This is a genomic window from Aquisphaera insulae (assembly GCF_011064615.1).
In the GTDB taxonomy this organism is placed as follows: domain Bacteria; phylum Planctomycetota; class Planctomycetia; order Isosphaerales; family Isosphaeraceae; genus Aquisphaera; species Aquisphaera insulae.
This window is the reverse complement of sequence record NZ_JAALJH010000013.1, coordinates 57,150-76,530: the sequence shown is the minus strand read 5'-3', so window position 1 is coordinate 76,530 and position 19,381 is coordinate 57,150. Positions and strand designations below refer to the sequence as shown.

At 68.2% G+C, this 19,381-nt stretch carries 11 protein-coding genes; 7 read left to right on the top strand and 4 right to left on the bottom strand.

Features of this window, described 5'->3' with window-relative positions:
• Positions 1-73 precede the first annotated feature (73 nt).
• Positions 74-3,976, bottom strand: coding sequence for a hypothetical protein (locus G6O54_RS10185; protein WP_165224206.1), 3,903 nt, complete (start codon positions 3,974-3,976; stop codon positions 74-76).
• 215 nt (positions 3,977-4,191) lie between these two features.
• Between G6O54_RS10185 and G6O54_RS10180 the strand changes: the two genes are divergently transcribed.
• The 4 genes from G6O54_RS10180 (at position 4,192) to G6O54_RS10165 (ending at position 9,131) form a co-directional block, all read left to right on the top strand.
• A complete protein-coding gene (locus G6O54_RS10180) occupies positions 4,192-4,644 on the top strand; it encodes a hypothetical protein (RefSeq protein ID WP_165224204.1) in 453 nt (150 codons plus the stop codon).
• A 158-nt stretch (positions 4,645-4,802) separates the two neighbouring features.
• Positions 4,803-5,216: a hypothetical protein gene (locus tag G6O54_RS10175; RefSeq protein ID WP_165224202.1), complete on the top strand. Its 414-nt coding sequence runs from the start codon at positions 4,803-4,805 to the stop codon at positions 5,214-5,216.
• A 153-nt stretch (positions 5,217-5,369) separates the two neighbouring features.
• Positions 5,370-7,733 (top strand): DUF1592 domain-containing protein, encoded by a 2,364-nt coding sequence (locus G6O54_RS10170; protein WP_165224200.1) that lies wholly within the window; start codon positions 5,370-5,372, stop codon positions 7,731-7,733.
• Positions 7,734-7,784: 51 nt separating this feature from the next.
• Positions 7,785-9,131, top strand: coding sequence for a DUF1552 domain-containing protein (locus G6O54_RS10165; RefSeq protein WP_165224197.1), 1,347 nt, complete (start codon positions 7,785-7,787; stop codon positions 9,129-9,131).
• Positions 9,132-9,321: 190 nt separating this feature from the next.
• Here the strand turns inward: G6O54_RS10165 and G6O54_RS10160 are convergent, their stop codons facing one another.
• The 3 genes from G6O54_RS10160 to G6O54_RS10150 all read right to left on the bottom strand — a co-directional run bounded on the left by G6O54_RS10160 (position 9,322) and on the right by G6O54_RS10150 (position 14,265).
• Positions 9,322-11,646 (bottom strand): serine/threonine-protein kinase, encoded by a 2,325-nt coding sequence (locus G6O54_RS10160; protein ID WP_165224194.1) that lies wholly within the window; start codon positions 11,644-11,646, stop codon positions 9,322-9,324.
• A 17-nt stretch (positions 11,647-11,663) separates the two neighbouring features.
• On the bottom strand, positions 11,664-12,305 hold the full coding sequence (locus G6O54_RS10155; RefSeq protein WP_165224191.1) for a sigma-70 family RNA polymerase sigma factor: 642 nt from the start codon (positions 12,303-12,305) through the stop codon (positions 11,664-11,666).
• A 145-nt stretch (positions 12,306-12,450) separates the two neighbouring features.
• Positions 12,451-14,265 carry a MutS-related protein gene (locus G6O54_RS10150; protein ID WP_250846804.1) on the bottom strand — a complete coding sequence of 605 codons (1,815 nt, stop codon included), beginning with the start codon at positions 14,263-14,265 and terminating at the stop codon, positions 12,451-12,453.
• Between the two features lie 193 nt (positions 14,266-14,458).
• Between G6O54_RS10150 and G6O54_RS10145 the strand changes: the two genes are divergently transcribed.
• Genes G6O54_RS10145 through G6O54_RS10135 form a run of 3 tightly spaced genes read left to right on the top strand, consistent with a single transcriptional unit; the run spans position 14,459 to position 19,367 of the window.
• On the top strand, positions 14,459-15,127 hold the full coding sequence (locus tag G6O54_RS10145) for a hypothetical protein (protein WP_165224185.1): 669 nt from the start codon (positions 14,459-14,461) through the stop codon (positions 15,125-15,127).
• A 2-nt stretch (positions 15,128-15,129) separates the two neighbouring features.
• On the top strand, positions 15,130-15,369 hold the full coding sequence (locus G6O54_RS10140) for a hypothetical protein (protein WP_165224182.1): 240 nt from the start codon (positions 15,130-15,132) through the stop codon (positions 15,367-15,369).
• A complete protein-coding gene (locus G6O54_RS10135) occupies positions 15,366-19,367 on the top strand; it encodes an FtsK/SpoIIIE domain-containing protein (protein ID WP_250846803.1) in 4,002 nt (1,333 codons plus the stop codon). The genes G6O54_RS10140 and G6O54_RS10135 overlap by 4 nt, the downstream gene beginning before the upstream one ends.
• Positions 19,368-19,381 lie beyond the last annotated feature (14 nt).

Genomic DNA, 19,381 nt, shown 5'->3' with positions numbered 1-19,381 from the left:
CCAGTTGGCAGCCACGGCCACCGGTCTTATGTCACCGCGATCGGCCCATGGTCGGCGTGAGCCTCATGCCCCTTCACGACGACTCCCGCTCCTCCGCGCAACCGATCCGGATGACCCGGACCTCGATCTCCGCCGGCTCGAACCGCGCATCCGGACCCTTCGCGGGGATCGTGCGGAACGGCCAGAGCTCGATCCGGTTCGTCGCACCCGGGCGGATCGCGGCCGTGACGTTGACCTCCGCGCGCAGGCCGAACGGATGCTGAAATCCGTTGTAATTGATGGGTCGTCCATTGACGACGATGCTCCCGAGCCATTGCGTGCCGGTCTCGACGTGGATCAGGACCGATCGTCCCGCCCAGGAGGCGGGGATTTCGACCTCACGCGCGAGGTGCTCTCCCTTCGCGGTGCCCGGCAGGTCGAATCGCCTCGGCGGACGTCCCGGGGCCTCGTGGATCTGCCATCCCCTGGAGAGGTCGGTCACGGGATCGAGTCGCTCTTCCGCCTGGATCCAGATGCCCCCGGAGAGCCCCGCGAACTCCTTGCCCGGCCTGACTCGAACGGCCAGGACGTTCTCACCGGGGACGATCTGGTCGGTCACGTCGTACTGATACATCTGGCTCCAACCGTGGGCGCGATACGTCGTCACCGGACGGCCGTTGAGGAGGAACTCGCCCTCGTCGTGGACGATCGGCGTGTCGAAGCTGGATAGACAGAGGACGACCCGGCGACCTGCCCATGATTCGGGGACGTTGAAGGAATCCCGATAGAGCCCGATCCCTCGGTAATCGCGGAGGTCATCGCGGTCGATGTTCCAGGGAATGGGCGAGAGCTCGATCCACTTCGCGTCATCGAAGTCCGGTCGCAGCCAGTCCGTCGTGGCGGACGTGCGACCGTCGCGATCGGCCAGGAACCGCCAGGACTCGAAGACGAGCGTTCGAGGCAAGCGTACTGGCTGTGAAGTGCCATGTGCTTCCGGGGTCGCGATCCTCGGTCCGTCCCGACGGGCCCAGTATTTGACCTTCTCCGCCCACCAGAACGGGATCGCGGCGGCAAAAACGCCCCGCCGAACCGAGAAGGCCCGCGTTCCCTGCGGCTCGAACGACATGCCCCGGATCCGGATCCAACCGTCCTCGCTCCAGTCGAATTTCACCGGCACGCGGCCTTCCAGGTCGAGCACCACGTCCGGCCGACTCGACACGCGGAAGGAGACGTCCGCCGTGACGGGCCCGTCCTTCGTGTTCATCGCCAGCAGCCATTCCTCGAGGCCGTTCTTGGTGATCGACTTGCGAGCCCAGACGTCCGGCGTGCTGGCGACGGCATTGCGGACGACGCCGGCCTCGGCGAACAGCGTCTCGAAGGTCATTCGCTGATGATCTCGGTTGCCCCGCCAGAACGTATTGCCCAGGAGGATGACGCGTCCCTTGCCGATCGACCGGCAGCCGACCGCGGCGTGACCGTCGCTCCACCGCGCCAGGACGGTCGCGCCGTCGGCCGCGGGCTCCAGGTCCAGCCCGTCCCAGCCCTGGAACGTCCTCCCCTGCCAGCTCTTGAGAATTGGCAGGGTCTTCCCGAAGGTGACCGGCCCGCTCCGCTCGCGCCCCCGGACGCGGAAGCCCGAGAGGCGGGACATCGGGTCGCATTCCGGGGAAGCCGAGGTATGCCGGCCGGTGTTGTGAAGGGCCAGGAATGTCCCCCCGCGGCTCACGTAGCGTTCGATCGCCCGGACCATGTCATCGTCCAGGAACTCGGTGCCGGCATCGAGGAGCACGGGGTAACCGTCGACCTGACCGTTGAGGACTTCCCGCTCGGTCGCGTACACGTTGTCGATGTGGGCCGCCTGGAGATCGCCACGCCCCATGTCCCAGGACCAGGGCGCGGAGCTTCCCAGCCGATGCGTTCGCCCCGAGTGGAGGATCACGACACCCGGCTTCTCGCGGGTCGACTTCCCGACCAGGTGGAGCAGCCGCTGGTGCTTCTCGAACCAGTGGCTGGTCTTCTCGTCGCGGATGTAGTCCTCGATGTCCCAGAAGAGGTTGTGGTTGCTATCGCCGTCGAGCAGGATCCAGCCGAGCATCCGGGTCAGGCCCGTCCCCAGGACGGTCGCCGACGGCTCGCTTGCGCCATAGAAGCCCGCCACGTAGCCGACCCCGGAGCACCACGGGTAATACCACGCCTCGCGCCCGGTCATCTGGATCGAGCCGAAGTGGCGGGCACACAGATCCGAAACCAGGTCGCCCCAGGCGTCGAGCCCCCCCGACAGGACGAACGGCCGGTCCGGGTCGATCCCTCGAGCCTCCTGGAGGACCGACTCGTGGTAGCGGATCACGCTGTCGTATTGCCATTCCTTCACGTCCACGAAGCGAGCGTTGGCCTGCTCGCCCAGGTGGGGGAAGGAGCGGGGCGTCGTCCTTGTCAGGAAGACCGGGCCGAATAGCTTTCCTTCCTCGCCGGGCCGTCCGCCCGAGGGAACTCGAAGAATGAGCTCGTTCCGCCCTGCCCGCAGGACCGCGGCCACCTCAACGGCGAACGGAGCCGGGTCGGGGGACTCGGGTTTGCGGGGACCAAGGGCCTTGCCATTCAACCAGAGGCCGATCGGACGACCGGAGCGGATCATCGCGGCACAGACGAGGTAGACGGCCGCCGACTTCTCCTTCCGCAGCCATTCGGACGGATCGAACTGCACCCGGTAGAAGCTCGCTCCCCAGGGGAGAAGCAACTGGCCGGACGACGGCGGCATGGCGACGGGCCTCCAGCCCGCGTCGGGGCCGGGCGGAGCCTCGTCGTCGGGGCCGGTCGCGGCACGCCACTGCCAGCCGTCCTCGACCCGCAGGCCGCCCTCGTCGAGGGCCCCGAAGAAGCCCTGCACGTCGGGCAAGGCCACCTGATCCCAGCTCTTGAACCGGGACGCATCGCCGTGCCAACGTCTTCCGAGCGTCGCCAGATCGTACTTCTTGACGTTCTGAAGCCACCAGCGGAACCCGGCCTGGCCGGCGGGGGAGTAATCCCAGAATTCCCCGGTGCGCTCGTGGAACCCGAGCTCCGCCCCGGGGGAGCCCGCGTACACGTGCCAGCCCCCGACGGCCGGGCTCCTCGTGAAGCGCGACATCGCCAGCCGGAGCATCCCGAGCGAGCCGGCCCGGCGCTGGTCGAGCGGCATCCACCAACTCTCGTAATGAGCGCCCGCCGCGCCGAGGCCGCCCCAGGCACCCAGCAGGCTCGTCGGCGACGGCTCCGCCATCGACGACGCGAAGGCGTTGTGGATCCAGAGCGGCACTTCTCCCCCGGCGGTGATCCCGACGCTGACCATTCCCCCCTGCCGCTCCGCCTCGCGGACCTCATACTCGGTGGATGCCAGCGTCAGCACGCCCGGCGCGGGGTTCTGGGTCCAGACCCCCAGGTCCTGAAAACCGAGCCCGCCCAGGCCATACTTGCGCACGAACGGCCAGTGGCTTGCGAGCCCCTGGCCGTGAACCGACCGCATCGCGTGAGTGTACAGCTTGAACGCCCTGATGTCGTAGAAATCGAGGTAGCTGGGATACGTGCCGCTCGACTCGAAACAAGCGGACGCCCCCAGGAGCTCGGGCCGGCGTCGGACGTTCGCGACCAGCTCCGCCTCAGTCGATCCCCCGACCACGATCACCCGCTCGCCCACTCGACCGACGGCGATCGATCCGAAGGGCTGCCAGGCATGCGCAGTGACGACCTGCGCGTCCACCGCGATTCGCTTCGTCACGACCTGGCCCGTCGCGTCCCAGAGGAAGTCGGCGAGGAGTTTGCCCATGAGCCAGTCCGCGTGCTTCACGTCCTCGCAGTCGAACGTGGCCCCTGTCGGGCCGAAGGCCGCGGCCACCCGGCCGAATCCGTGCAGAGTTGACGGTTCGCCGGCCTCCGCAAGGCTGTTCGGCAACAGGCAGAACGCCGATAGACAGACCGTCACGGATACAAGCTTGCTCCATTCCAGACGCAGGAATCTCATCGTCGAACTCCGCGGATGGCAAGCGTCGACAGGCGGCCGCATCGACGCGCGACTGGGACACCCCACTTCACGCTACGTCGCGCGCATTTGATCCGCAATCTGGGGCTCGGCCACGCTGGAGCAAAGGCCGCCGGGCGAGGGCTTGCCTGGAACCAACTCGCCATGCCGAATAGAATACGGGATGGTGAGATGTGCCCGGATATGGGGACAGTCCAATGGGTGAGAAACTCGCGAAGCTGATCGACAGAAAAAGGAAGCAGTCGGCCGACGGTCCCCGAATTAACTGGGATGATCGCCGCGATGCCTACGTGACGGCCGTCGATCATCTGTATGCCCTGATCGAGAATATTCTGGCGGCCCCCCTCAGGGATGGTGCGGTTCAGGTTCAAAGACGCCCCAAGAATCTGGAAGAGGCTTACATCGGAAGCTACCGGATCGAGGATCTCGTCCTGTTTTTTGGCGACGAGCAGGTCCGCTTCTCTCCGCAGGGAAGGAACATCCTGGGGGCCGAAGGTCGAGTTGACGTCCTCGGGGAGCGGGGCACCGCGACCTTGATCCTGAACGGAGGAACCTGGAGCAGGCTCCTGACTCGACAGCCGAGGGTGACGACCGAACAGATCGATGAAGAAGTGGTCGTGGATATGCTCAACGCCATCATGAGAGATTAAACGTGATTCGCGCCTCGCGTCCAGGCCATCCGGAGCCGCAGAGCCTGGACGAGATCCACGACTGGAACGAGGGCGTCCACGAGGCCATCAGCTTCCAGCGAACCCGGGTGCTCCAGGCGTTCAACGGGGGCGGAGTCGTTCCCGCGCGGTTTGTCGGGATGACACTCGATGATCTCGAATCCTATATCGAGAGCTTGCGCAAGGAAGTCGATTGGCTCACGGTCTTCAATTTCGTCGCCAGCGTCGAGGCGTCGATCCGCATGGATTTCGATCGCCGGATCACGGCACGGCGAAAGGACCCCTTGTCGAGATCTTACAGGAAGTGGCTTAAGGGTCTCTCTCCCCGAAAGAAGAAACGTCTGTCCCTTGACGAAGGCGGGATTCTGGAGATCGTGAAGGTCCATGCGGACCGTGGCCTGAGGGCGCTGATCGGCAGCTTTCGAGAATGCCTGCCGGCTCGCCATTGGGTGGGACACGGCCGCTACTGGAACAGGCCCGAGCGGATGGACCGACTTACTCCCGGGATCGTGCTCGCCCGCTGTCGCGATCTCCTTGACGCGTGGCCGGACTGAGCCGTAGCCCTCAACGATGGACGGCACGCCCAGGATCGATGCCTCTCAACCTGGGGCGAATTGATCTCGGATCTGATGGCCTCGCCTTCAAGGTTAAACTTTCGTACAATTTCCGGCCTGCCGACCCACCCCGCCTGGCCTGGAGTTGCGACGATGCCCACTCGAATCATCCGCCGTCGTAGCGCCTGGGCGTTTGTCTGGTTGCTGTCCGTGTCGTCGCTGAGCCATGGCGATGACAAGGGGCCCGTCATTCCCCCGAAGGGAGTCGCCAAACCCGACTTGGCCGGGTTCGACTCCGCGGTCCGGCCTTTCCTCAGCAAGCACTGCGCGGGCTGTCACGGCGAGACGAAGCCGAAGGGAGGGATCTCGGTCGCGGGACTGCTCAAGGATCCGGACGCCGCCTCGGCGCGGAAGCTCTGGACCCGGGTCAAGGAGAGCGTCGAGGGGACCATCATGCCTCCGGAGGATCGGCCCCAGCCGTCCCGGCCGGAGATCGAGGGCCTCGTCCGATGGATCGAATCCGCACTCAACCAGACGGATTGCGGGCGCACGGTGGATCCGGGCCGGGTCACGATCCGTCGACTGAACCGGGCCGAGTACAACAACACCATCCGCGACCTCGTCGGGGTGGACTTCCACCCGGCTGACGACTTCCCGTCCGATGACGTGGGCTATGGATTCGACAACATCGGCGACGTCCTCTCCGTCCCGCCCCTCCTGATGGAGAAATACCTGGCGGCGGCCGAGCAGGTCGCCCAGCGAGCCATCGTCGCAAGCGGATCGTCCGCCAAGCCGCCCCTCAAGGCCTGGGACGCGGAGGCCCTGGACGGGGCCCCCATCGGCGGTGATGGCGAGGCGCGAATCCTCGCGAGCGAGGGCGAGGTTGGCGTGTCGCACTTCTTCCCGCGCGAGGGCGCGTACATCCTTCGAGTCCGGGCCTATGGCCAGCAGGCGGGTCCGGATCCGGCGATGATGGCGATCCAGATCGACGGCAAGACCCTGAAGACGTTCAAGGTCCCCGCCGTTCAAGGTGCACCGGGCGTCTATGAGCTCCGCGAGACGCTCCGCGGCGGCAATCGTCGCATCGGCGCCGCGTTCCTGAACGACTATTACCAACCCGACGACCCCGACCCGTCGCGCCGGGATCGGAACCTCGCGGTCCTCGGCATCGAGGTCGAGGGGCCGATGAACGCCGCCGGCGCCGAGCTGCCTGAGAGCCACCGGCGGATCGTCTTCCGGACGCCGAGGAAGCCGTCCGAGTTCCAGGAATGCTCGACCGAGGTCATGCAACGATTCGCGTCGCGTGCCTATCGACGGCCCGTCACCGGGGGCGAGCTCGCGAGGATCCTCCGGTTCGTGGACCTGGCCCGCGAGAACGGCGACTCGTTCGAGCGCGGCATCCAGCTCGCGGTCGAGGCGGTCCTCGTCTCTCCCCAGTTCCTCTATCGGGCGGAGCTGAACCGCGGCCGCAAGAAGGGCGCGGCGAAGGATGCCTCGGGCGTGCCCCTGACGGACTTCGAGGTCGCCTCGCGGCTCTCCTACTTCCTCTGGAGCAGCATGCCCGACGACGAGCTGACCAGGCTGGCCGTGGACGGCCAGCTCCTGGCGGGCGACAACCTGGAGAAGCAGGTGCGGAGGATGCTCCGCGACCGCAAGGCGGAGGCGCTCGTCGACAACTTCGCGGGCCAGTGGCTCCAGCTCCGCAACCTCAAGGCCGCGAATCCGGACCGCCAGCAATTCCCGTCGTTCGACGAGCCGCTCCGCAAGGCGATGGTCGACGAGTCCGAGGCGTTCTTCGCGTCGATCATGCGGGAGGATAAGAGCGTCCTGGACTTCCTCGATTGCAATTATACTTACCTGAACGAGCGTCTGGCGAAGCACTACGGCATCCCCGGGGTGACCGGCGACAAGATCCGCCTCGTCCGGCTGACGGACAGGGGACGTGGCGGGCTGATCACCCAGGCGAGCGTCCTCACGGTGACGTCCAATCCGTCGCGGACCTCGCCGGTGAAGCGCGGCAAGTGGGTGCTCGAGCAGATCCTCGGCACGCCGCCGCCGCCGGCCCCGCCGAACGTCCCTCAGCTCGCCGACGACAAGAAGGAGCCGCTCAAGGGGACGCTCCGACAGCGGATGGAGCAGCATCGATCCAACCCCTCGTGCGCCGTCTGCCACAGCCGGCTCGACCCGCCCGGGTTCGGCCTGGAGAACTACGACGCCATCGGCGCCTGGCGCGACAAGGAGGGGGGAGCGACCATCGACGCCTCCGCGACCCTCCCCGGCGGCGAGAGCTTCCGCGGCCCGGCGGAGCTCAAGGCCATCCTCAGGTCGAGGAAGGATCAATTCACCCGCTGCCTGGCCGAGAAGCTGCTCACCTACGCGCTGGGCCGCGGGCTGGAGGACTTCGACGACTGCACGGTGGACCGGATCGTGAAGTCGACGGCGGAAGGTCAGTACAAGTTCACGCGGTTGGTGCTCGAGATCGTCAAGAGCGACCCGTTCCTGAAGCGCCGCGGCTGAGACGCCGGCGGCCGGCGCGACTCCCATGCTGGACCCGAAGAGGAGATGACGATGACCCACGGCCGATCGATCCATCGCCGCACCGTCCTTCGCGGGCTGGGAACGGCCATCGCCCTCCCCTGGCTGGAGGCCATGGGCCCGCGGGCCTTCGCCGCCCCCGCGGGGGGAGTCGAGCGGGTCAAGCGGATGGCCTTCCTGTACGTCCCCAACGGCGTCCACATGGCGGCCTGGCGGCCCACCGAGGAAGGCGCGAAGTTCAAGCTCCCGGCGACCCTGGAGCCGCTCGAGCCCTTCCGCGAAAAGCTGATGGTCCTCTCCGGCCTGGCACAGCACAACGGCGAGGCGCTCGGCGACGGCCCCGGCGATCACGCGCGGGCGCTCTCAACCTTCCTGACCGGCGTCCATCCCCTCAAGACCGACGGCGCCAACATCCAGGCCGGCATCTCCGCGGACCAGGTCGCGGCCCAGGCGATCGGCGAGCGGACGCGGCTTGCGTCGCTGGAGCTGGGGGTGGAGCGAGGAGGGCAGTCGGGGAATTGCGACTCCGGTTACAGTTGCGCCTACTCGTCGAACATCTCGTGGCGTTCCGCGAGCACGCCCATGGCCAAGGAGGTCAACCCGCGGGCCGTCTTCGACCGGCTCTTCGCCGGACGTGGCCAGGCGGGCTCGGAGGGGGAGCGGCGGAAGGACGACCTCTATCGGAAGAGCATCCTCGACTTCGCGCTCGAGGATGCCCAGCAACTGCGCAACCGGGTGGGGATGAACGACCGGCGCAAGCTCGACGAGTATCTCAGCTCGCTCCGCGAGGTCGAGAAGCGGATCGGCCGGGCCGACCTCGGCAAGGTTGACCTGCCGGCCGGGACCTCGCGACCCGCCGGCGTCCCGCAGGATTATGCCGAGCACGTCCGGCTGATGTTCGACCTGATGGCCCTGAGCTTCCAGACCGACACCACGCGGATCGCGACGTTCATGTATGCGAACGAGGGATCGACCCGACCTTACCCCTCGATCGGGATCGCGGAAGGCCACCACGACCTGTCCCATCACGGCGGCGACAAGAAGAAGCACGAGAAACTCAAGAAGATCAACCGCTTCCACATCGAGCTGCTCGCCCACCTGCTCGGCAAGCTGCAGGCGACCCGGGAGGGAGAACACTCGGTCCTGGACAACACGATGCTGGTTTACGGCAGCGGGATCAGCGACGGCGATCGCCACAACCATGACGATCTCCCGGTCCTCGTCGCCGGCAAGGGCGCCGGGACGCTCAAGACCGGGCGGCACATCGCCTACTCGCCCCAGCCGCTCAACAACCTCTACCTCTCGATCCTGGATCGCGCCGGCGTGAAGGTCGACCGGATCGGCGACAGCACGGGGCGTCTCCCTCACCTGGACGGCTAGTGCCCTGTCAGCACCAGGGATTTAATTGCAGGACAGGCGGGGATGCCTGCCGCCGGTTTTCGAGCAAGGCGAATCGAAGGATTCGGAGGACAGGCATTCCTGCCTGTCCCATTGCCAACCCCGCAGAGGAACTGTGGCAAAGCACCAGCCAGGTTCGGCGGATCGGGCTCCGCTCGCCCGATCCGTCCGATCAGGGGGCCAGCCAGGGGAGCGACTTGAGGGCCGGCCCGGCTCCCTGCAGCGCGGTGGATTCCGGCTTCAGGAGGCGGCGGGCCTCGGCCTGGAAACGAACGATCTCGGCGTTGGTGGCCATGGCCGGGTGGACCGCCTTCCAGGGCTCGACTCGGCCGAACCAGCGCAGCGCCGCCTCGTGGAACCCCTGCTGCTGCTTGACCATCGCCAGGAAGAGCCAGTCGAAGGGATCTCCGCCGTCGCGGTACTTCATCGATTTCTCGAAGGCGTCCACGGCCCCGACGAGGTCCCCCGTACGGTAGCAGCAGACCCCCAGCGTGTTCCAGAAAGTCCCCTCCTCCGGGATCCGCGCCAGGGCCTCTCGGGCGAGTTCCAGTGCCATCCCCGCATCCTGGGGCAGCGCCCCCGCGCGGGACACCAGCTCCCAGGCGAGGTTATTCCAGAGCCTGGCATTGCCCGGCTCGCTCCGCAGCGCCCGGAGATAGTTCTGATGGAAGACGGGCCGGAGCGCGTCGGCCTCGGCGCCCCGGCCGGCATCCTCCAGGAGCTGGAGGAGCTCTCCCTGACGGTAGCTCAGGCAGACGGAGTACTCGGAGGACTTGGGGTAATCCCTGATCAGTTGCTCATTGATCGGTAAGAGTCGCTCGAGCTCACGGATCGCCCTGTCGAGCCGCCGGGTGTTGCGGAAGTGGAAGGCGCGATCGGCGAGGAGGATGCAGAGGTCGACCCGGAGGTCGCGGTCCTTCGGTGGGCTGCAGAGGGTAGCGTCGTAAAGCGCGAGGGATCGATCGTAAGCCTCGTCCGTGCCGGGCTCATCCAGGAGCAGCCGGATGAAGCCCACGCGATGGACGGCGGCCGCCGCGACCCAGCGCATCTCCGCGTCGCTGCAATAGCGTTCGGAGAGCGACGCGTAGTAGTCGAGCGCCTCGCGGCAGAACTCCTGCTCCTTCTGGCTCAGCTTCGACCCGGTCGTCGCCATCATGGAGAGGGCCCGGGAGGTGATCTGATCCGACGCGTCGAACGTGAACAGATGGGCCTGGTGCTCACGCAGCCGCGCCTCCCTGGCCTCGGCCAGGGCGGACTGTGCATGCTGCCTCGCCTTCCAGAGGACGGCCAGGCCGCCGACCAGGGCGATCGACAGCATCGCCAGCAGCACTCCACCAACCACCATGCTCCGGTGGTGCTTCCTCGACCATCGCGATGCGCGTTCCGCCACGGTCGGCCGCCTGGCCCGGATCGGTCGGTCCCCCAGGAATCGGTCCAGGTCCTCCGCCAGGTCGGCCGCGGACGCGTACCGATGGGACGGCTCCTTGGACATCGCCTTCTGCACGATCGTCTCGAGGTCGCGGGGGAGGCTCGGATCCCGCTGGCGAATCGGGACGGGCTCGTCGTGGGCGATCTGTCGGAGGAGCTCCTGACGGTCCGCTCCATCGAAAGGAGGCCTGCCCAGCAGCATCTCGTAGAGCGTCACCCCGAGGGAGTAGACGTCGGTCCGGATGTCGAGGATCCGGCCGCCCGACGCCTGCTCCGGGCTCATGTAGCGGAGCGTCCCGAGCATGTCGCCGGTCATGGTCAGGTCGCTGACGCCCTGCAGGCGGGCCAGCCCGAAGTCCCCGACCCACAGGTTGTCGGCGCCGTCGAGGAGCAGGTTGCCCGGCTTCACGTCGCGATGGAGGATCCCCAGCGAATGGGCGTGCTCGAGGGCGTCCGCCGCCTGCTTCGCCATCCGGGACGCCTTGCGGCATTCGATCGGGCCGGCGGAGGGTCCCGGCCCGGCCCCGGCCTCGCGGCCGCGACCGCGACCGCGACCCCGGCCTCGTCCCCGGAGCAGCTCCGCGACCGATGGGCCCTCGATCAGCCGCATCGCGTGGAAATGCACCCCATGGTCGCAGCCCACGGCATAGATCGGCACGATATGCGGATGGTTCAGGACCGCGGCGACCTGGGCCTCGATCTGGAACCTCGCGAGCTGTTTCCCGTCGAGGCCCGGGAGGACCGGCAGGACCTTGAGGGCTACCCGCCGATTGAGCGAGATCTGCTCGGCCTCGTACACGATCCCCATGCCGCCACGCCCCAGTTCCCGCAGGATCTGGAAGTCGCCGAGCCGTCCCCCCTCGGCGAGGTTCGCCCCATTCGCCGTGGAGGCCGGTTCGAAATTCTGGAGCATCGAGAGGACCGGGAGGATCTGGGGAAGGACCTCCGCGATCTCCGGATACTGACGGGCGAACGCCTCCGGGTCCGGCGACTCTCCCCGGTCCAGCTTCTCGAGGAATTCGTCGGCGGCGTGGGCCACCAGGGCGGAGACCGACGTCGAACCGATCACTCGGGATTCCAAGGGGCTCATAGGCAGGACTCCGTCAGTCCGTCGGCGACGAGGATGCCGCGCAATCTCAAGAGCGCCCGGCCAAATCGCTTTCGCGCCGCCGCCTGGTCTATACCTAGTCGTGCGGCGACCTCCGCAAAAGACAGCCCCTGATAGGTACGAAGTTCGAGGATCGCCCTGTCGGAGGCGGAAAGTTGACGCAAGAGCTGCCCGAGCCTGGCCGATCGCTCCCGTCGGGCCGCATCCTCCGAAGGCGATGGGCCGTCGTCCTGAACGGCGAGCGTGTCCTCGCCGTGGGGGTGCCAGTCACCCACGCCGACACCCGCCTCGCGGATGACGCTTCGACGGCCGGCGAGTGCCTGGTTCCGCAGCTTGACGAGGCGCTGGACGGCCGTGCGTACCAACCAGTTCCGAAATGACATCGGCCTCCTCGCCAGGAATTCCGGCATCCTTCGGAGGATCTCGACATGGGTCTCCTGGACCACGTCGGACGGGTCCAGCCTCCCGCGGAGGCACGGATCGAGCCTGCGGGCGATCACCCGGCGGAGCGCCTCGCGGTGCCGGCCGAAGACCCGATCCAGGGCGCCGGGATCGCCCTCGCTGGCCCGTTGAACCAGTTCCGCCGTCAGGTCGCCGGCGGGTGAGTCCGCATTCACCATCGCGCGCAGTCCTCCCAGGGAATACCTCCCAGGGCCCGACCGATGTGACACGACGATATCATCGAATTGTCCTTCGGCCGGCGTCAATCGCGTTTTCCCGAGACGTGGCGCCCCGGGCCTCGGGGCCGAAGCGTGCCGACGAGCCTCAGACGTCCAGGCCGACGGCCCGCATCAGCGCGAGTGCGTTGGAATGCTCCACGACGCCCGGTCGCATCGTGTAGTCGAAGTGCATCTTCCCGCCCTCGAAGCGATCCTCGAAGTGCACGTTCTGGGCACTGCCGTCGAGCCCCCCCACGATGGCGGCCAGGGCCAGGTCGTGGGTCGTGATCAGGCCGATGGCATCGCGCTCGAGCAGGCCGCGGAGGACCGCCTCGGCGCCGATCGTCCGGTCGTGAGAATTGGTGCCGTGGAAGATCTCGTCGAACAGGAAGAGGAGCGGCGTCGGCCCTCGAGACAGGTCCACGACCTGCCGGACGCGGGTGATCTCGGCGAAGAAGCGGGACTTGCCGGCCTGGAGCGAGTCCTGGATCCGGAGCGTGGCGCCGATCGCCAGCGGGCTCACCCGCAGGCCGACGGCCCGGACCGGGATGCCGGCGAACGACATGACCGCCCCGACCCCGACCGAACGGAGGAGCGTGCTCTTCCCCGACATGTTCGATCCGCTGACCACCAGGGCGCGGACCTCTCCGCCGAGCGCGACGTCGTTCCGGACGCAGGCCTCGGGCGGAAGCAACGGATGCCCCAGGGCCTTCGCTTCCAGCCGGGCCGGCCCCGGGACGATCTCCGGCCAGGGATCATCCGGGTTCTCGGCAGAGTAGGCGGCGATGGAGCAGAGGGCCTCGAACTCGCCGACGGCCGCCAGCCAGTCCGCGATCGACGGGCCCTCGCGGCCCCGCCAGGCGTCGATGGCCATGGCGAACTGAGTCCCCCACAGGAGCACGGCGGTGAATGGGGCCAGGAACTGGTTCTTCCTGTTCTCGAGGAGCCGGACCAGCCTCGCCAGCCGGCGAATCTCGACGGACGCCGGCCGGCCGCGGGTCTCGAGCGCCCGCTGCAACTGTCGAAGCCGTTCCGCCTGGAATGGCTCCTTCTCCAGTCGATCGAGCATCGACCCGAGCAGGTCCAGGTCGTGCGATCGACGATCGACGGTCGCCAGGACCCGCCGGACTCGCTTCGTGAGCCCGTAGGCAAAGGCGGCCTCGAGGCCCAGGACGCCCAGGAAGAGGTAGATCCCAGTGCCCAGGAAGAGCCAGCCGACCAGCGTCGCAGCCCCCGCCGCCGCCAGGATCGCCGCCAGGAGTCGCAGCGGCGTGCTCTCGAGGAGTCGCGGGGACCTGCCCCATTCGGCGAGCCGTTCCGGATCGATCCCGGAGCGGACGTCCGAGCCCAGCAGCTCGAGGTCCTCGCGCAGGTCCAGCCGCGGGCGAAGCTCGTCGATCGCGGCCTGCCGCCGCGCGATCTCGTCGGGCGGGGACGGGCGAAGCAGCCAGCCGGCCAGCGTCTCCTCGCCCGACCGCGTCCTGGCGGTGCAGAGCCGCTCGTAGAGCGATCCCGCGCCGAAGAGGTCCAGGTCCGCGGCGTAGGGATGGTCCAGGTCGAGGAATTCGAGCCCCGCCACGCCCTTGCCGGCCCATCGCCCGGCCATCCGGTCAAGGCCCCGGTCGTAGAAGTCGACGGCCCGCCCCATCCGACGGCTCCGGCGGCGGAGCGGTTCGTGGATCAGCACCAGGACCAGGAACACCAGCCCGATCGGGACCAGCCAGAAAGGGCTAACCCGTTTCATCCAGAGCGAGAGCACCGCGACCGCTACCGCCGCGCAGAAGATCAGGAGCCGGACGTCCGCCACCCGATCCTCGAGCCGGCTCCAGCGGAGGTGGGCGATCTTTCGCTCTTGCCGGCGCCGTTCGTAGTCAACCCGCACCTCGGCCCGGGTGGGCCGATTTTCCTCGGCTTTGGACACGTCGCATTCCACCTGCGGAACGTAAGTTCGGAAAAGGCATAGGGTAGCGAAGGCATGCTCCGATCTCAAGCGGTTCGCGCCCGATGATCCCGCGTCCTTTACAGGCCCCCGCGCGTCTGATAGTCTCGCGCAGGCGGTCATGTCAGCGGCGAGGACACCGCTTCCCGTTGCCTCGGGTACGAGACCGACGCCCATGAGCTCCCAGGCGGATGTCCGATCGATCGACGCGCTCAAGAACTTCCGATCGGTGCTGGCGCTCTACTCGGAAGACACTCTGGCCGCCCTCGGGGCCGTCGATGCGGAGGTCCGGCGCACCGTCCGCTGGCTGGTCGAGGATCGACCCCAGTTCTGGCAGGACCAGATCAAACGCCGCCGCGAGCACGTGGCCTCGGCCAGGGCCGAGGTCTACAAGAAGAAGCTCCAGAAGAAGCCGGACTATTCCCCCGCCATGAGCGAGCCGATGGAGCTGCTCCGGAAGGCGGAGGCCAGCCTGGCCGATGCCGAGAACCGGCTGGTCCTGGTCCGCAAATGGCAAACCAGGTTCAATCAGGCCGTGCTCGAGTATCACGGGGCGACGCAACGCCTCAAGGACCTGTCGGCCTCCGACGTCCCCCGCGCCATCCAGGCGCTGATCCGGATCATCGACGCCCTGGAGGCCTATCTGGCCGTGGCCCCGCCGTCGGGATCCGGCGCGGGAGCCTCCGAGGAGTCCGCCGCGCCGACCAGGGCTTCCGGGACCCTTGAATCGATCGCCGCTCGCGTGCTCGACGAGGAGCCTCCGCCCCCGGATGAGCCGGTCGTCGAGGGGCCGGCCCGGGCCGACGACGAGGAGAAACCCGAGACGCACCAGGGAGGCGGGTGAGCATGCCTAATTCCAGGGTCATGGCGGGTGCCGCCCGCCTGAATCAGAGCATTCGCGTCCTCAAGGACGACTGGTTGATCACCGAGGCCACGTGGGGCGACGTCGTCCGCCGCCGATTCGAGGAGCGTTACCTCGCACCGCTCGGCCCGGCCGTGGACGCGGCCATCATCGGCATGCAGAAGATGGCGGAGGTCCTGGACCAGGTCCGCCGCGATTGTTCCGACCGGAGCGAGTCATCGTGAGCACGAGCCCGTCCACGTCCCTGCACACGAACGAGGATACCCCGCCCGCTCCCTCGGCCCCGCCCCCAAGCCCGACGCCGCCGGGCGGCGGCCCCCCCCGGGACCTGATCGCTCGCGAGCACGACGCCGTCCGCCAGCTCCTCTCCCTCGTCGAGGATCGGGCACGCGCCGAGGCCGAGATCACCGAGGGCCGCCGGTCGCAGGACGCCAAGGTGGACGCCGAGTATGCGAGGACCCGGCAGGGCCTGGTGGACAAGTTCACGACCCAGGACAGGGACGCTCGCGCGGAGGATGAGGCCCGCCGGGCCGCCATCGTCAGGGCCGCCATCGACGGGGAAGAGAAGGCCAAGTCCGAATTCGCCTCGTCGAGCCGTCGGATCGCCGCCGACTTCGACAAGCTCCGCGAGACCGCCAAGAACTCCTACAACCGGGCCGTCCGGGACGCCGGCAGCCAGTTCGAGAACGGCAAGCGCCAGGCCGACACGGCGTACAACGAGGAGCTCCGGCCCCTGAGCGAGGCTCGCGACATCGCCGACGGCTTTCGCGAACGGCTCGCGGACCTGCCCGCGAGCTATGCCAAGCTCAAGCTCGATTCCGATCCTCCCGCCCCCGTCGCCGAAAGCTACGACAAGATCCCCGAGCCCGTGGACGAGCTTTTCGACCGCCTCGCCCGGATGGAAAGGCCGCTCAAGATCCTGGAAGGGTTGATCATCCCCAGGTCGATCAAGGGGGCCAACGAGGCCTGGACCTTGATCGTCCCGCTCGTCGCGGCGGTCGCGGCCGCGGTCGCGATGGGGCTGGACCTGACCGGCACCATCGGCCTGAGCGTGGCCGCGCTGGCGGCCGGCGTGGCGCTGCGGTTCAGCCTCGTCCGGCTGGCGAAGCAGCAGATCGAGCATCTCTACAATCCCCTCCGCCAGTCCCTCTCCGACGCCAATGGGCTCCTCCTCTTCTGCAAGGCCGGCGCGGACGCACGCCATGCGGCGGCCCGCAAGCAGGTCACGACGCGCCACGAGGACGAGCTGAAGCGCGCGAAGGAGGCCCACGCGGCCAGCATCTCCACCGGAGAATCGATCCGCGACGAGCGACTCCGCGAGATCAACGACACGTATGGCCGGCAGCGGGTCGAGGTCCAGACCAATCAGGCACGGGCCATGCGTGCCGCGGTCGACGGGCACGACTCTCGGATGGCCGAGCTGCCGGCCCAGTCGGAACGCAAGCTCGCCCAGCTCGACGAGGGATACCGGGCGCTCAAGGAGCAGATCAGCACGCGCCATGAAGCGCGATGGAACAACCTCGCCTCGCGGTGGCGCGAAGGCATGGCGAAAATCGCCGCCGAACTCTCGTCCGTGAATCGTGCCGTGGACGTCATCGGTCCCGCGTGGGACGACCCGACCTGGACCGACCGCCCCTTCCCCGCGACGATCCCGCCGGCCATCCGGCTGGGCGCGATCCGGATCGGGCTGGATGCGCTTCCCGCCGGGGTTTCGAACGACCCGCGATTGATGGCGGAGATCCCTCGTCGCTTCACCCTGCCGGCCCTGCGTCCGTTCCCCGCCGGTACCAACCTGCTCATCGAAACGCCGCCCGAGGGCCGGGCCGCGGCCTCGGCCGTCTTGCAGGCCGGGATGTTCCGAATCCTCACGAGCCTCCCCCCGGGGATGGTCCGGTTCACGATCATCGACCCGGTCGGCATCGGCCGCGGCTTCGGTGCGTTCATGCACCTGGCGGATTACGACCCCGCGCTCGTGTCCGGCCAGGTCTGGACCGACGCCCGCCAGATCGAGGAACGGCTGGCCGAGCTCGAGCAGCACATGGAGACCGTGACCCAGAAATACCTGAGGAACGAGTATCCCACGATCGAGGCCTATAACGCGGTGGCCGGCGAGGTCCGCGAGCCGTACCGGGTCCTCGTCATCGCCGATTTCCCCAGCCGGTTCGACGAGCGTGCCGCCGGCCGACTGGCCGCGATCGCGGCCGGGGGCATCCCCTGCGGCGTGATCGTCCTGATGGCCGTCGACGTCAGCCGGCCGATGCCGCCGGGATACACCATGGAACAGGTCCGCCCCTACTGTGCCCTCATGGGCTGGGACGGCGGCAAACTCCTCTGGGACGATCCGGAGCTCTCGGCGTACCCCCTCGATCTCGATCCGCCGCCCCCCGGGGACTTCGCCACTCGCGAGATCCAGCGCGTGGGCGCCGCGGCGAAGGCGGCCAAGCGCGTCGAGGTCCCCTTCGAGTACATCGCCCCGGCCGAGGACGCGTGGTGGACCGAGGACACGCGGGCCGGGATCGACGTCCCGCTCGGCAAGTCGGGCGCGACCAAGTTGCAGGACCTGATGCTCGGCCAGGGGACCAGCCAGCACGTCCTGGTCGCCGGCCGCACCGGCTCCGGCAAGTCCACCCTGATGCACGCCCTGATCACCAATCTGGCGCTCCGCTTCAGCCCGGACCAGATCGACCTCTACCTGATCGACTTCAAGAAGGGCGTCGAGTTCAAGGTCTACGCCACCCATGCCCTGCCCCACGCCAGCGTCGTCGCGATCGAGTCCGAGCGCGAGTTCGGCCTCAGCGTCCTCCAGCGGCTCGACGGCGAACTACGCACCCGCGCCGATCGGTTCCGCGAGGCGGGCGTCCAGGACCTGAACGGCTACCGCAACGCGCCGGGGACCCCGCCGATGCCCCGCGTGCTGCTGATCGTGGACGAGTTCCAGGAGTTCTTCGTCGAGGAGGACAAGCTCGCCCAGGAGGCCGCGCTCCTGCTCGACCGCCTGGTCCGCCAGGGCCGGGCCTTCGGCGTCCACGTCCTGCTGGGCTCCCAGTCGCTGGGCGGCGCGTTCACCCTGGCGCGGAGCACGCTCGGCCAGATGGCCGTGCGGATCGCCCTCCAGTGCAGCGAGGTCGACTCGCTGCTGATCCTGGCGGAGAACAACCTGGCCGCCAAGTGGCTCTCGCGCCCGGGCGAGGCCATCTACAACGACGCCAACGGTGCCCCGGAGGGCAATCATTTCTTCCAGGTCGTCTGGCTCTCCGACGAGAAGCGCGAGGATTACCTGAAGCGGATCGCCGCCCTGGCGGCCGAGAGGAGACCCGCCCTCGCGCGGACGCCGCTCGTCTTCGAGGGCGACGCTCCGGCCGACCTGGACGCCAACCCGCTGCTCCGGCTGCTCCTCGAACAGCCGGCGTGGCCCTCCTCGCTCCGGTCGGCGAACGCCTGGCTCGGCGACGCGGTCGCGATCAAGGACCCGACCGCCGCCCTCTTCCGCCGCCAGGGGGGGAATCACCTCCTGATCGTCGGCCAGAACGACGAGGCCGCCGCGGGGGTGATGGCGGCCTCGATCCTGAGCCTCGCCGCCCAGCATCCCCCGGCGGCGGCCGACGACGCTCGCGGCGGGGCGAAGTTCTATCTCCTCGACGGCACGCCCGAGGACGAGCCTCGTTCCGGCGTGCTGCCGGGGATCGTCTCCGGCCTGCCCCACGGCGTGAAGGTGGGGGGCTGGCGAGACGCCGCGGGGTTCGTCGCGGCCGTGGCGGGCGAGATCGCCCTCCGCCAGAGCCCCGACGGCGGCGACGGCCCGGAGGTCTTCCTCTTCATCCACGACCTGGCCCGCTTCCGCGACCTCCGCCGCCGCGAGGACGACTTCGGCTTCGATCGGCGCGACGAGGCCACTCCCACCGATCACATCGACATGATCCTCAAGGAGGGCCCCGGCCTGGGCGTCCACCTGATCGCCTGGTGCGACACCGTCAACAACGTCAACCGCTGCTTCTCCCACCAGCAGCTCCGCGAATTCGAGATGCGGGTCCTCTTCCAGATGAGCCCGACCGACAGCGGCGCCCTCCTCGATTCGCCGCTCGCCAGCAAGCTCGGCCCGAATCGGGCCTATTTCTCGAGCGAGGAGCAGAACCGGCTCGAGAAGTTCCGGCCTTACGGGCTGCCGCCTGGGGCGTGGGTGGACGCGACCGCCGCGACGCTCCGAAATCGCACGGGGGAATGAGCCCTCGCGGTGCC

Coding starts and splice junctions, on each gene's coding strand:
- G6O54_RS10185 (WP_165224206.1), bottom strand. CDS start 3,976: ATGAGATTCCTGCGTCTGGAATGGAGCAAGCTTGTATCCGTGACGGTC.
- G6O54_RS10180 (WP_165224204.1), top strand. CDS start 4,192: ATGGGTGAGAAACTCGCGAAGCTGATCGACAGAAAAAGGAAGCAGTCG.
- G6O54_RS10175 (WP_165224202.1), top strand. CDS start 4,803: ATGACACTCGATGATCTCGAATCCTATATCGAGAGCTTGCGCAAGGAA.
- G6O54_RS10170 (WP_165224200.1), top strand. CDS start 5,370: ATGCCCACTCGAATCATCCGCCGTCGTAGCGCCTGGGCGTTTGTCTGG.
- G6O54_RS10165 (WP_165224197.1), top strand. CDS start 7,785: ATGACCCACGGCCGATCGATCCATCGCCGCACCGTCCTTCGCGGGCTG.
- G6O54_RS10155 (WP_165224191.1), bottom strand. CDS start 12,305: ATGGTGAATGCGGACTCACCCGCCGGCGACCTGACGGCGGAACTGGTT.
- G6O54_RS10145 (WP_165224185.1), top strand. CDS start 14,459: ATGAGCTCCCAGGCGGATGTCCGATCGATCGACGCGCTCAAGAACTTC.
- G6O54_RS10140 (WP_165224182.1), top strand. CDS start 15,130: ATGCCTAATTCCAGGGTCATGGCGGGTGCCGCCCGCCTGAATCAGAGC.